This is a genomic window from Streptomyces sp. NPDC048002, assembly GCF_040653275.1.
Lineage (GTDB): Bacteria > Actinomycetota > Actinomycetes > Streptomycetales > Streptomycetaceae > Streptomyces.
On record NZ_JBEZNL010000010.1, the window covers coordinates 19,964 to 33,433 of the forward strand.

The following is a 13,470-nucleotide window of genomic DNA, read 5'->3' on the forward strand; positions in this document are numbered from 1 at the left end:
AGGCACTCCTACGGGGCCCGGCAGGCACTCCCACCGGACCCGGCAGCAACTCCACCAGGCCCGGCGGGACTCCCGCCGGGCCCGGTGACCGCGGCGGCGCGAGACGCTCAGCCGCGCTCCGGCCGCCAGCCGAGCGCCCGCGATATGCCCCGCGCCGCGATCCGCACCGCGGGCGCCAGCACCGGCACCTGGGCCTCCGACCGGGGCACCACCACCGACACGGCGGCGACCACCGTGCCACCGGCCCCCCGGACCGGAGCGGCCACCGACAGCGCGTCGTCGGTGACCTGACGGTCGCTCACCGCCACACCTGTCCGCCGCACCTCGGCCAGCTGCCGCCGCAGCCGGACCGGGTCGGTGAGGGTGTACGGGGTGAAGGCCGCCAACGGGCCCGCGCAGTACTCCTCCTGGCGAGCGGGGTCGTCGTGGGCGAGCAGGGCGAGACCCACCCCCGTCGCGTGCAGGGGCCAGCGGGCACCGATCCGGATGTGGACGCCCACTGCCGAGCGGCCCGAGATCCATTCGATGTAGACGACCTCCGTACCGTCCCGCACGGCCAACTGCACGTTCTCGTGGGTCGCTTCGTACAGGTCCTCCAGATACGGCAGCGCGATCTGCCGCAGGGCCGGCCCGCGCGGTGCGAGCGCGGCCAGCTCCCACAGCCGCAGCCCCACCTGGTAGACACCGGACCGGTCCCGCTCCAGGGCGCCCCACGCGGTGAGGGCGCCCACGAGCCGGTGTGCGGTGGTCAGGCTCAGCCCGGCCCGCCGGGCGATCTCCGTCAGGCTCAGGGCCGAATGCTCGTGGTCGAAGGCGCCGAGCACGGACAGCAGCCGGTCGGGCGCGGAACGGGACGTCATCGGCGGTGCGCGGGCCGGGCGGTCAGTCCGCGGCCGGGCGGTACGCGTACACGCTCGTCGAGACCGCGCAGACGCCGGGCTGGATCATCTGGGCGCGCAGGGTGCCGCTGCGCGCGTCGTAGTCCACGCCCTCCGCCTCGAAGGTGCCCGAGCACAGGCTGCGCTGAGGCAGCGCGAACAGGGCGCGTACGGCTCCGGTGACCGGCTGCCCGTCCAGCTTCCGCTCCAGGTCCACCTGGAGCAGCGGGCGGATCTCCGGGAACAGCGATCCGGTGGCGTCGTTCGAGGCGCACACCAGGCGGGTGTCGGTGACGAAGTCGCAGCCCTGGATGTCGCGCACGGGCCGGTCCAGGGTGATCTGCCAGACCTCCTTGAGTTCCCCGCCGGTGGGCGGGGTGGAGGGGTTGAGCAGCGGGGCGGGGAAGACCTGGAGACGGTTCTGGTCGCCCCACTCGCCCGCCACCAGCCACTGCCCGTCCGGGGAGACGGCCGCGAAGGAGTTGTTCAGCTTCTCGCCCGGGTTGAGCGGGTGCACGTACTCGTAGCGCTTCCCGGAGGGGGTGGTCACCGCGAACATCTTCGAGCCGGCCGTGTCCGGGCCCTGGTAGGCGTCGAAGACGTGCCCCTGGGCGATGTCCGGGTCGCCGACGTGGTTCCAGCCCTTGATCCGCAGGGCGAGCGGGATGTCCATCAGCCCCCGGTACAGCAGCGAACCGTCCGCGCGGCTGGCGAGCCCCTGCCCGCCGCCCAGCGTGTCGGTGTACGCCGTGCCGGTCTCCTCCCACCGCGGATCACCGGCCGCCGTCGCGGTCCCCGCGCCCAGCGTGAGGGCGGCGAACACGGCAGCCATACAAAGAAGTTGACGCTTCATCAGACAAGAATCCTTCACGTCGAGGGGGTGGCCCTGGAATGGAACCACGGATCCCCACGAAGGTCACCGGGGAGGGCGAAGCCCACCCCCAGGGGTGCGGGGAACCGCGCGGCCGGCCGCAGCGGACCCCGCGGTCGCCCACCGACAGGACCCCCGGCCCCCTGGGCGCGACCTACGACCCCCCGGCCCCCCACGTGCGTAGATTTGACCTGGTGAGGGCCACCGGACACGGCCCCCGGAACACACGCGGCTGGAAGGGTACGTTCGTGAGGCTGACGATTCTGGGCGGTGGCGGATTCCGCGTGCCGCTGGTGTACGGCGCACTCCTCGGCGACCGGGGCGAGGGCCGGGTCACCGAGGTCGTCCTGCACGACCTCGACGCGGCCCGCCTCGGCGCGGTGACCCGGGTGCTGGCCGAGCAGGCCGCGCCGGTACCCGACGCGCCCGCGGTCACCACCACCACCGACCTCGACGAGGCCCTGCGCGGCGCGGACTTCGTCTTCTCGGCGATCCGCGTCGGCGGTCTCCAGGGCCGCGCCGACGACGAACGCGTGGCGCTCGCCGAGGGCGTCCTCGGCCAGGAGACGGTCGGCGCCGGCGGGATCGCCTACGGGCTGCGGACCGTGCCGGTGGCGGTCGACATCGCCCGGCGGGCGGCCCGGCTGGCGCCGGACGCCTGGGTCATCAACTTCACCAACCCCGCCGGCCTGGTCACCGAGGCCATGTCCCACCACCTCGGCGACCGGGTCATCGGCATCTGCGACTCACCGGTGGGCCTCGGCCGCCGTATCGCCCGCGTCCTCGGCGTCCACGATCCGGCCGAGGCGTGGATCGACTACGTCGGCCTCAACCACCTCGGCTGGGTGCGCGGGCTGCGGGTCGCCGGACGCGACGAACTCCCGCGCCTGCTCGCCGATCCCGGACTGCTCGGCTCCTTCGAGGAGGGCCGGCTCTTCGGCGCCGACTGGCTCCGCTCCCTCGGCGCGATCCCCAACGAGTACCTGCACTACTACTACTTCAACCGGGAGACCGTCCGGGCCTACCGGGAGGCGGAGCTGACCCGCGGCGCCTTCCTGCGCGACCAGCAGGCCGGGTTCTACGCGGAGGCGACCGACCCGGACGCCTCCGCGCTGGCCGCCTGGGAACGCACCCGCGCCGAGCGCGAGGCCACGTACATGGCGGAGAACCGGGAGAGCGCGGGCGCCGGGGAGCGCGAGGCGGACGACCTCTCCGGCGGCTACGAGAAGGTGGCCCTCGCGCTGATGCGGGCCATCGCGCGCGACGAGCGCGCCACCCTCATCCTCAACGTCCGCAACCGGCGCACCCTTTCCGCCCTGGACGCGGACGCCGTCATCGAGGTGCCCTGTCTCGTCGACGCCAACGGCGCGCACCCGGTCGCGGTCGATCCGCTGCCGGGCCACGCCACCGGACTGGTCTGCTCGGTCAAGGCCGTCGAGCGCGAGGTCCTCGCCGCCGCCGCCTCCGGCTCCCGCGCGACGGCCGTGAAGGCGTTCGCGCTGCACCCGCTGGTCGACTCGGTGGCCGTCGCCCGCAGGCTGGTCGAGGGCTACTCCGCGGTCCATCCCGGGCTCGCGTATCTTGGGTGACCGGCTGATCGGAAAGCGCTTTCGCCCTTCCTCGGGAGACCTCCATGCACGACGAACGCCGCCGGATCGAGGAGCGTGTCGAGCGCCTCCACCACCAGCGCATCAGGCCCGCCCTGTACGCCGCCACCACCCCGCTCGACGTGGCGTCCTGGCAGGCCCCCGGGGAGCCGGTGCCCTTCGACGAGGCGGCCTCCGCCCCTTACGAACCGTTCGCCATGGACACCCCGTGGGGCCCGCCCTGGGGCACCACCTGGTTCCGGATGCGCGGACAGGTGCCCGCCGAGTGGGCCGGGCGGCGCGTCGAGGCGGTCGTCGACCTCGGGTTCACGGGGGACTGGCCCGGCAACCAGGCGGAGGCCCTGGTCCACCTGACCGACGGCACCCCGCTCAAGGCGGTCAACCCGCTCAACCAGTACGTCCCCGTGGCCAATCCGGCCACCGGCGGCGAACGGGTCGACTACCTGGTGGAGGCGGCCTCCAACCCCGACATCCTCGCCGGGGGCTTCGCCGCCCCGACGCCCCTCGGTGACGTCCTGACCGCCGGCGACCGGCCGCTCTACACCTTCCGGCGCGCCGACCTCGCCGTCCTCGACGAGGAGGTCTTCCACCTCGACCTGGACGTCCAGGTACTCCGCGAACTGATGCGGGAACTCGGCGAGCACGACCCGCGCCGCCACGAGATCACGCACACCCTGGACCGGGCGATGGACCTGCTCGACCTGGACGACATCGCCGGGTCCGCCGCGGCCGTACGCGCGGCACTGCGGCCCGCGCTGGCCAGGCCCGCCCACGCCGGCGCCCACGTCCTGTCCGGCGTCGGCCACGCCCACATCGACTCCGCCTGGCTCTGGCCGGTCCGCGAGACCAGGCGCAAGACCTCCCGCACCTTCTCCAACGTCACCGCGCTCGCCGAGGAGTACGAGGACTTCGTCTTCGCCTGCTCCCAGGCCCAGCAGTACGAGTGGGTGCGCGACCACCACCCCCAGGTGTGGGCGCGCATCCAGGAGACGGTCAGGAAGGGCCAGTGGGTGCCCGTCGGCGGCATGTGGGTGGAGGCCGACGGCAACCTGCCCGGCGGGGAGGCGGTCGCCCGCCAGTTCGTGCACGGCAAGCGGTTCTTCATGGAGCACTTCGGCGTCGAGACCAAGGGCGTGTGGCTGCCCGACTCCTTCGGCTACAACGCCGCCTACCCCCAACTGGCCAAGCTCGCCGGGAACGAGTGGTTCCTCACCCAGAAGATCTCCTGGAACCAGACCAACAGGTTCCCCCACCACACCTTCTGGTGGGAGGGCATCGACGGCACCCGGATCTTCACCCACTTCCCGCCGATCGACACCTACAACGCCCGCTTCAGCGGCGAGGAAATGTCCCGCGCGGTGCGCAACTACGCCGAGAAGGGCCGCGCCAACCGCTCGCTCGCCCCCTTCGGCTGGGGCGACGGCGGGGGCGGACCCACCCGGGAGATCATGGAACGGGCCCGCCGGCTGGCCGACCTGGAGGGCTCGCCCAAGGTCGTCGTGGAGCACCCCGACGCGTTCTTCGCCAAGGCCCGCGAGGAGTACCCGGACGCGCCCGTCTGGGTCGGCGAGCTGTACCTGGAGCTGCACCGCGCCACCTACACCACCCAGGCCCGCACCAAGCAGGGCAACCGGCGCAGCGAACACCGGCTGCGCGAGGCCGAGTTGTGGGCGACGACGGCCGCCCTGCACGCGCCGGGGTACTCCTACCCGTACGAGCGGCTGGACCGGCTGTGGAAGACGGTGCTGCTGCACCAGTTCCACGACATCCTGCCGGGGTCCTCGATCGCCTGGGTGCACCGGGAGGCGGAGGCCGAGTACGCCCGGGTCGCCCGGGAGCTGGAGGAGATCACCACCGAGGCCGTGGGCGCGCTCGGCACGGGGGCGACCCGGGTCTTCAACACCGGCCCGTTCGAGCGGCGCGAGGTGGTGCGCGGCGCCGACGGCTCCACCGCCCTCGTGCGGGTGCCCGGCGGGGGCAGCGCCCCCCTCTCCCACGAGGCGCCGAACGACCTCGTGACCGTGGAGGAGCGCGCCCTCGACAACGGTCTCGTCCGCGTCGAACTCGCCGAGGACGGCACCCTCTCCTCGGTGTACGACCGGCGCGCCCGCCGCGAGGTCCTGGCCGGCCCCGGCAACCTGCTCCGCCTCCACACCGACCTGCCCAACTGCTGGGACGCCTGGGACGTCGACCAGCACTACCGCAACCGCTTCACCGACCTGCTGGACACCGAGTCCGTGGCGGTCGTCGAACGGGACGTCCTGGCCGGCGCGATCCGGGTCACCCGCGCCTTCGGCAAGGGCTCCCGGATCACCCAGACCATCAGGCTGCGCGCCGACAGCGCCCGCGTCGACTTCGAGACCGAGGTCGACTGGCACGAGTCGGAGAAGTTCCTCAAGGCCGGCTTCCCCGTGGACATCCGCGCCCCGCACTCCTCGGCCGAGATCCAGTTCGGGCACGTGCAGCGCCCCACCCACACCAACACCAGCTGGGAAGCCGCCCGTTTCGAGGTCTCCGGCCACCGCTGGGTCCACCTCGGCGAACCCGGCTACGGAGTCGCCGTCATCAACGACTCCACCTACGGCCACGACGTCTCCCGCACGGTCCGCGAGGACGGCGGCACCACCACCACGGTCCGCCTCAGCCTGCTGCGCGCCCCACGCGTCCCCGACCCCGGAGCCGACCAGGGCACCCACCGCTTCACGTACTCCCTGCTGCCCGGCGCGAGGGTCGAGGACGCCGTCGCCGAGGGCTACGCCCTCAACCTGCCCCTGCGCACCGCCGACGCCGCGGGCGCCCCGCGACCGGTGGTCTCGGTGGAGGGGGAGGGCGTGACCGTCGAAGCGGTCAAGCTCGCCGACGACCGCTCCGGCGATGTCGTCGTACGGCTCTACGAGTCCCGCGGCGGCCGCGCCCGCGGCGTGCTGCGCCCCGGTTTCCCCCTGGCCGGCGCCCACGTCACCGACCTGCTCGAACGCCCCCTGGAACGGGCCGAGGCCACCGACGGCGCCGTACCGGTCGAGCTGCGGCCCTTCCAGATCCTGACCCTGCGCCTGGCGAGGAGCTAGCCATGCCGATACAGCCCTGGTTCACCGAGGCCAAGCTGGGGATCTTCGTCCACTGGGGGATCTACGCCGTGGACGGCGTCGCGGAGTCCTGGTCCTTCTACGACGGCCGCGTCCCCTACGACCGGTACATGGCGCAGCTCGGCCGCTTCACCGCCGACCGCTACGACCCCCGCGCCTGGGCCGACCTGTTCGCCCGCGCCGGCGCCGGATACGCCGTCCTCACCAGCCGCCACCACGACGGAGTGGCCCTGTGGGACTCCGCGCACGGGGAGCTGAACACCGGCCGCGACCTGATCGCCGGATACGCCGACGCGCTGCGCGAGCGGGGACTGAAGGTCGGCCTGTACTACTCGCACTCCGACTGGAGCCACCCCGACTACGCCTCCGTCCGCCGGCCCGGACCGTTCCTGGACTGGGAGGACAGCCCCTACGCACAGGCCGCGGCGGGCGCCGAGGACCCCGCCGCCTGGGAGCGGTACCTCGCCTACCGCGACGGCCAGATCCGCGAACTCACCGCCCGCTACCGGCCGGACCTGCTCTGGTTCGACGGGGAGTGGGAGCGCGACGAGGAGCAGTGGCGGATCGCCGACCTGGCCGCGCTGATCCGCTCCGAGGTCCCGGACGTCGTCCTCAACGCCCGCATGCTCGGCGAGGGCGACTACGCGACCCCCGAGCAGGGCGCCCCCGTGGTGCCGCCGGAGGGCCCCTGGGAGCTGTGCCTGACGGTCAACGACTCCTGGGGTTTCCAGCCCCACGACCACCACCACAAGTCGGTCGACCAGCTGATCCGCTACTTCACCGAGACGATCGGTGGGGGCGGCAACCTCCTCCTGGACGTCGGCCCCCGCGCCGACGGCACCGTCCCCGAGGAGCAGGTCGAGCGGCTGGAAGGGCTCGGCGCCTGGATCGCCCGGCACTCCGACGCCGTCCACGGCACCGGACGCGGGATGCCCGCAGGACACCACTACGGGCCGAGCACCCTCTCGGCGGACCGGCGCACCCTGTACCTGATCCTGTTCGACGCCCCGCGCGCCGAGATCGGGGTACGCGGACTCATCGGCGGGGTGCGCCGGGTGACCGTCGTCGGCAGCGGGCGGGAACTGCCCCACCGGATCGTCGGCGGCCTGCACGAGACCCCCGGCGTGCTCTGGATCGACCCGCCGGCCGCCGCCGATCTCGACCCCTGCGCGACCGTCCTCGCGGTCGAACTGGACCAGGAGCTCCGGGTGTACCGGGGATCCGGACGGTCCTGACCGGGGCGGGGTTTTCCGCGAAACTCCCAGAAAGATTTAAGGAAGCGGTAAAACGCCTGGTCACGGCCGGAATCGAGACTTCCGTGGCCATCGCTCTTTCCCTCGCCGACACCTGGAGTTCGCCTGGTGCCTCTGTGATGCGCCCACGAAGGCGCAAGAGAGAGGTGTGGCGGTGGGAGACTCGCGCAAGTCGGTGATCGGCAAGGGGCTCAGGCGCAGGGGCAGGCTGATGATCCAGGCGGTGAGCCCGCCCCGCCGCACCCTGGACGCCGTCCCCGCGCCCCGGGCCGCGGCCGAGCCCGCCAAGCCCGCGTACGTGGCGCCGCGCGCCCCGCGCCTGGTGGAGTCACCGGTGTTCGTCCTGTCCTCGGTGCGCTCCGGCTCCACCCTGCTGCGGGTGCTGCTGAACAGCCACAGCCGGATCCGCGCTCCGCACGAGATGCATCTGCGCACGGTCCACGTCCAGTTGAGCCGCGGGTTCACCCCCGACGCCATGAAGGCGCTGGAGTTGGACCGGACCGAGCTGGAACACCTGCTGTGGGACCGGGTCATGCATCTGGAGCTGACCCGCAGCGGCAAGGACGTCATCGTCGACAAGACCCCGCCGAACACGCTCGTCTGGCCCCGGCTGCACCGATGTTGGCCCGACGCCCGGTACATCCTGCTGCTGCGTCACCCGGGCGCGATCATCGCGTCCCTCACCGACCGCCGCAAGGACCCCGACCACGCGGAGATCCTGGCCGAAGTGCTCAACTACTCCGAGAAGCTGGAGGAGGCCCGCCGGACGCTCGACGCCCACGTGATGACCTACGAGGAGCTGACGGCGGAGCCGGAGCGGGCCACCCGCGCCCTCTGCGCCTACCTGGGCGTCGACTGGGAGCCCGGCATGCTCGACTACGGCAGCAAGGACCACGGCACCTTCCGCCCCCAACTGGGCGACTGGAGCAGCACCATCAAGTCGGGCCGCATCCAGCCGGCCCGCACCGCCGACCCCACCGCCGAACTGCCCCCGCGACTGCGGGAGATCGCCACGGCGTGGGGGTACGAGGTCTAGCACCCCCACGCCGGTCACGATCGACGGCTGGACCCCTACAGCGGCAGTGCCTGACCCGCCCGGGTCTCCACCGCGCCGACGGCCTCCGCCGCCTCCGCGGCCTCGGCCGGAGCCGGTACGGCGGGCAGTGCCTGCTGGGGTTCCTCGGCGCGCTGCTGCGGCAGGGACACCCCGCGCAGCGGCCGGGGGCCGGACACCACGGTGTAGTCCTGGCCGAGGAACGGCGGGTCGATGTGCCCCGGGTCCTCGCCGAGCGCCAGCTGCACGGCCGCCCAGGGAGCGTTGATCCCGCACAGCGACAGCTGGTGCAGTCCGCCCGCCGGACGCGTGTTGACGTCCATCAGCACCGGCCGGTCGCCGAACATCCGGAACTGGATGTTGGACAGGTAGTGCAGCCCGAAGCCCTCGGCGACCGCCCGCGCCGGCTCCAGCCACTGCTCGTGCAGGGTGAACCCGCGACGGCGGCCGTTCTTGGTGCGGCCCACCGCCATCCGGATCCGGTTGTCCGGGCCGGTGAGGCAGTCCACCGACACCTCCGGCTGCTCCAGCCGCGGCATCACCAGCCAGTCCACCTGCTCCTCGGAGTGCGCCAGGGCCTCCAGTACCAGGTCCAGCGGGACGTACGGGCTCGGGAAGCCGTTGAGGTGCATCAGCGAGAACGGGGTGCGGGTGATCACACGGAAGCCCACCCCGCCCGCCCCGGAGGCCGGCTTGAAGCAGGCCCGGTGCCCGGCCGCCTCCAGCTCCTCCACCGCGGCCACCAGTTCGTCGGCGCCGCGCACCCGCCACCACGGCGGCACCGGGACACCGATCGCCTGCACCGCCTCGTAGGCGATCACCTTGTCGTGGAAGACGGCCACGGCCTCCGGCGGCGGCGCCAGCAGCGCCGTACCCGCCGCCTCGAACTCGGCCCGGTGGGCCACCACCGCGGCCTGGTGCAGCCGCGGCACGAACACGTCGATCCCGCGCCGGGCGCACTGGTCCAGCGCGTACTCCACGTACGCGGCGGGGGACAGACCCTCCGGCTCCAGATCGGCGGTGTCGGCGGCGGCCAGCACGGGGGAGTCCGCGTCACCGTGCGTGGCATGGATCTCGACGGCCCGGTCGCTGGGATTTCGCCGCAGCTGATCCATGAAGAACACGTTCTCCGCGTACGTGCGGTTGAGCCAGACGCGTACGCGAGAGACCATGCAGGCCGCCTTTCGGGGTTCGCGGGCACGGCGAAGCAGGCCGTGCCCGGCCAGGGAGGTTGGAGGTACACCAAACCGCCCCGTGCGAAGGGAAGTTCATGGCGGTGGTGTTGGGGCGATCATACGGCTTGGCGGAGGCCCCGCGTGCAACGTGCGTGTTACGGATTTTCCGATCGGGCCCGGCTGGATCAAGGGACACCGTAGTCGCGCCCCGACACGGCCGTCGCGGGCGGGAACCCGCCTTGTACCCGAACCGCGAATGTGTTCTCGTGGTGCTTTCTACGCGCGGAGGGGGCGAGAGGTGGCGTCGACGGTCGGCGGTGCCGGACAGCTGCTGGCCATCAGTGACCTGCACATCGGCTACGAAGAGAACCGTTCCTTAGTCGAGAAGATGCGCCCGGAGACCGACGACGACTGGCTGCTGGTGGCCGGCGACGTCGCGGAGACCGTGGCCGACATCCGATGGGCCCTGCACACGCTGGCCGGACGCTTCAGCAAGGTGATCTGGGCCCCGGGCAACCACGAACTGTGGACCCACCCGCGGGACGCGGTGACCCTGCGCGGCGTGGCCCGCTACGAGTACCTGGTCGCCCTGTGCCGGGAACTCGGCGTGACCACCCCCGAGGACCCCTACCCGCTCTGGGAGGGACCGGGCGGCCCGGTCGCGGTGGCCCCGCTCTTCCTGCTCTACGACTACTCCTTCCTGCCGCAGGGCTGCGCGACCAAGGAGGAGGGCCTGCGGTACGCGCAGGGCACCGGCATCGTCTGCAACGACGAGTACCTGCTGCACCCCGACCCGTACCCGAGCCGCGAGGCATGGTGCCGGGCCCGGGTCGCCGAGACCGAGCGGCGCCTCGCCGCGCTGCCCGGGGACCTGCCCACCGTCCTCGTCAACCACTACCCGCTCGACCGGCACCCGATGGAGATCCTCTGGCACCCGGAGTTCGCCATGTGGTGCGGCACCGGACTGACGGCGGACTGGCATCGCCGCTTCCGGGTGGAGACCATGGTCTACGGCCACCTGCACATTCCGCGGACCACCTGGCACGACGGCGTCCGGTTCGAGGAGGTGTCGGTCGGCTACCCACGCGAGTGGCGCAAACGCCCGGACCCGCCGGGACGGCTGCGCCGCATCCTGCCCAGGGAGGTCTGAGCCTCTTGATCGAGGAACTGCTGCCGGACGCGGTGGTGACCGTGGAGGCGTACGGCGACGAGGGCGACGGCAGCGCCGCGCTGTACCCCGAGGAGGCGGCCGTCGTCGCGCGCGCGGTGGACAAGCGCCGCCGTGAGTTCGCCGCCGTCCGCGGCTGTGCCCGGCGCGCCATGGAGAAGCTCGGCGTGCCGCCGCAGCCGCTGCTGCCCGGAGACCGGGGCGCCCCGCGCTGGCCGGACGGCCTGACCGGCAGCATGACCCACTGCGAGGGCTACTGCGCCGCCGCCCTGGTGCGCGCCGGCGACCTGGCCTCCCTCGGTATCGACGCCGAACCCGACGAACCGCTGCCGGCCGGGGTGCTGGCCGCCGTCGCCCTGCCGGGAGAGGCCCTGCGGGTCGGCCGGCTGGCCGGCGAACGGCCGGAGATCCGCTGGGACCGGCTGCTGTTCAGCGCCAAGGAGTCCGTCTACAAGGCGTGGTTCCCCCTCACCGGCCGGTGGCTGGACTTCACCGAGGCCGACATCGACCTCTTCGCCGACCCCGGCGGACGCCCCGGCGGCGGCTTCACCGCCACGCTCCTCGTCCCCGGCCCCCTGGTCCGCGGCCGTCGCGTCGGAGCCTTCGAGGGCCGCTGGACGGTCGAGCACGGCCTGGTCGCCACGGCGGTGGCGGTACCGCACGACTGAGCCCTCACCGGGGCGGAGACAGGCCGCTCATGGCTCCGGGCACCAGCTGTGGAGCAGGCGGAAGAACTCCTCCTCGTTGCCGGTGAGTCCGGCGTCCGCCAGGGCGCGCTCCGCCTCCGCCAGCACCCCGGGCGGCACCACGGGAGGCCGGCCGCCGCCCGGCGCGCCCCCGGCGGTGTCGAAGGCCGCCCGCACGGTGTGCAGCAGCCGCAGGTACGCCTGCACGGCGACGCGTTCGCGGTCGGTCAGTACGGCGGTGGGCATCGGTCGGCTCTCCCCGAAGTCGGCGTCGTCTCCCGCCCCGCGGAACAGGGCGCACCACCAGCTTGCCGCCCACCACTGACAATCGGGTCCGGAGCACCCCGCGGTTCGCCCGCTCAGCGCAGTTCGGCGCGGGAGCCGCCGTCAGCCCTGCGGTCCGCGATACCCCAGCGACGCCTCGATACGGCCGGCCAGATGGTCCTTCTGGACCGGCCCGCGCAGCGAGGAACCGGCGAGCCAGGTGCGGCACTTGCTGGCCAGCAGCAGCCCGAAGCTCTCCGCCTCCTGTTCGTCGGTCAGGTCGAAGCGGCTGCGCGCCGCCACCTGCCGCACCGTCGCCTCCAGCTGGGCCTCGTCCTGGAGCAGCCGGGCCGCGACGGCGGCGCCCTCCACGTGGTGCCCGTGGTGCCCGGCCTTCATGTGCCACAGCTCGTGACCGAGGATCACCAACTGGTGGTCGGGCGCGGTGCGTTCCTCGATGACCACGAGGTCCTGGTCCGCCATGTCCAGCCACAGACCGCTCGCGGTGCCGGGCGGGAAGGCGGCGGTACGGAAGCGGACCGGGCGGCCGCGGCGCCTGGCCATCGCCGCGCACAGCGCGGCGTACAGGTCCGCCGGGTGCGCCGGAGCGGGCAGTTCCAGCTCGCCGACCAGCTCGCCGCACAGGCGGTGCATGTCCCTACGGATGCCCACGGTCCTCCCCCGGGTCACGACTCGGGCCGCTTGACGCTCTCCAGGAGCATGTCCAGCCATTCGGCGACCTTGTCGCGGTGCTGGTCGGTGGGCAGCTGCGCGGCCCGCCAGGCGATCCCCCGCACGCCGTGGTCCTGCAACAGCCGCTCCAGCGGATCCTCGGCGGGCACCGCCGCCTCCCGCTCGGCGAGCTGCTGGAGGAGTTCCTGTTCGGTGCGCTGGAGGGCGCCCGCCAGCGCCTCGGGGTCCTCGGCGGTGAGAAAACCCGCGTGCACCCGGAAGAAGCGCTGGATGGCGTCGCAGTGCTCCATGGTGGGGCGCCGGTCCCCGTTGATGAGGGCGCCCGCCTGCTGCCGGGACATGCCGGCGCCGTCGGCGATCTCCTGCTGGGTGTACTTGCGGCCGTTGGGCTTGAGCCGGGTGCGGCGCAGCAGGTCCAGACGTTGCAGGAAGCGGGCCTGGACATCGGGCTCGCCCGCGGGGCGGCCGCACAGCAGCGCCTTGACCACGGGCTCGGGGACACCGGAGGCGACGGACAGCCGGACGGTGTGGAAGACCTCGGTGTGCGGTACGCCCAGCCGGTCGGCGAGTGCGGTCACGCGAGCGACGACGGCCGGCAGTGCCGCCGTCCCCGTGGCGCCCGGACCCCCGAAGCCAACCGTCACCGACAGAACTCCTACGTCTCTTCACGATTTCTCACCAGCGATCGCGGTGAACTTCCCGGAGAGTAGCGGGTGGTTCGAACTCACATCCAGG

Annotated in this window: 12 protein-coding genes; 6 read left to right on the top strand and 6 right to left on the bottom strand. The window is 72.9% G+C overall.

What is annotated here, in order from left to right:
• Nucleotides 1–107: 107 nt before the first annotated feature.
• Together AB0E07_RS15370 and AB0E07_RS15375 are read right to left on the bottom strand one after the other, a co-directional pair.
• The gene (locus tag AB0E07_RS15370; protein WP_362250852.1) at nucleotides 108–860 is read right to left on the bottom strand and encodes an IclR family transcriptional regulator; all 753 of its coding nucleotides are present in this window, start codon (nucleotides 858–860) and stop codon (nucleotides 108–110) included.
• A gap of 22 nt (nucleotides 861–882) precedes the next feature.
• On the bottom strand, nucleotides 883–1,731 hold the full coding sequence (locus AB0E07_RS15375; protein WP_362250854.1) for a hypothetical protein: 849 nt from the start codon (nucleotides 1,729–1,731) through the stop codon (nucleotides 883–885).
• 266 nt (nucleotides 1,732–1,997) lie between these two features.
• Between AB0E07_RS15375 and AB0E07_RS15380 the strand changes: the two genes are divergently transcribed.
• The 4 genes from AB0E07_RS15380 (at nucleotide 1,998) to AB0E07_RS15395 (ending at nucleotide 8,731) form a co-directional block, all read left to right on the top strand.
• On the top strand, nucleotides 1,998–3,338 hold the full coding sequence (locus AB0E07_RS15380; RefSeq protein ID WP_362250857.1) for a 6-phospho-beta-glucosidase: 1,341 nt from the start codon (nucleotides 1,998–2,000) through the stop codon (nucleotides 3,336–3,338).
• Nucleotides 3,339–3,382: 44 nt separating this feature from the next.
• Nucleotides 3,383–6,424, top strand: a complete 3,042-nt coding sequence (locus AB0E07_RS15385) for a glycoside hydrolase family 38 C-terminal domain-containing protein (RefSeq protein ID WP_362250859.1) — start codon at nucleotides 3,383–3,385, stop codon at nucleotides 6,422–6,424.
• Between the two features lie 2 nt (nucleotides 6,425–6,426).
• Entirely contained in the window at nucleotides 6,427–7,677 is a 1,251-nt protein-coding gene (locus tag AB0E07_RS15390; protein WP_362250862.1) for an alpha-L-fucosidase, read from the top strand.
• 172 nt (nucleotides 7,678–7,849) lie between these two features.
• Nucleotides 7,850–8,731, top strand: coding sequence for a sulfotransferase (locus AB0E07_RS15395; protein ID WP_362250865.1), 882 nt, complete (start codon nucleotides 7,850–7,852; stop codon nucleotides 8,729–8,731).
• 35 nt (nucleotides 8,732–8,766) lie between these two features.
• On the opposite strand, the gene AB0E07_RS15400 is transcribed toward AB0E07_RS15395, so the two are convergent.
• The gene (locus AB0E07_RS15400; RefSeq protein ID WP_362250868.1) at nucleotides 8,767–9,921 is read right to left on the bottom strand and encodes an ATP-grasp domain-containing protein; all 1,155 of its coding nucleotides are present in this window, start codon (nucleotides 9,919–9,921) and stop codon (nucleotides 8,767–8,769) included.
• Nucleotides 9,922–10,222: 301 nt separating this feature from the next.
• Here AB0E07_RS15400 and AB0E07_RS15405 point away from each other — a divergent pair, with 301 nt between their 5' ends.
• Together AB0E07_RS15405 and AB0E07_RS15410 are read left to right on the top strand one after the other, a co-directional pair.
• Nucleotides 10,223–11,074, top strand: a complete 852-nt coding sequence (locus AB0E07_RS15405; RefSeq protein ID WP_362250871.1) for a metallophosphoesterase — start codon at nucleotides 10,223–10,225, stop codon at nucleotides 11,072–11,074.
• A 5-nt stretch (nucleotides 11,075–11,079) separates the two neighbouring features.
• Entirely contained in the window at nucleotides 11,080–11,760 is a 681-nt protein-coding gene (locus AB0E07_RS15410) for a 4'-phosphopantetheinyl transferase superfamily protein (RefSeq protein ID WP_362250873.1), read from the top strand.
• A 27-nt stretch (nucleotides 11,761–11,787) separates the two neighbouring features.
• Here AB0E07_RS15410 and AB0E07_RS15415 read toward each other — a convergent pair whose 3' ends face one another.
• The 3 genes from AB0E07_RS15415 to AB0E07_RS15425 all read right to left on the bottom strand — a co-directional run bounded on the left by AB0E07_RS15415 (nucleotide 11,788) and on the right by AB0E07_RS15425 (nucleotide 13,379).
• Nucleotides 11,788–12,024, bottom strand: coding sequence for a hypothetical protein (locus AB0E07_RS15415; protein WP_362250876.1), 237 nt, complete (start codon nucleotides 12,022–12,024; stop codon nucleotides 11,788–11,790).
• A 141-nt stretch (nucleotides 12,025–12,165) separates the two neighbouring features.
• Nucleotides 12,166–12,696, bottom strand: a complete 531-nt coding sequence (locus AB0E07_RS15420) for a toxin-antitoxin system, toxin component (protein WP_362251383.1) — start codon at nucleotides 12,694–12,696, stop codon at nucleotides 12,166–12,168.
• A gap of 32 nt (nucleotides 12,697–12,728) precedes the next feature.
• A complete protein-coding gene (locus tag AB0E07_RS15425) occupies nucleotides 12,729–13,379 on the bottom strand; it encodes a helix-turn-helix domain-containing protein (RefSeq protein WP_362250879.1) in 651 nt (216 codons plus the stop codon).
• Nucleotides 13,380–13,470: the final 91 nt, after the last annotated feature.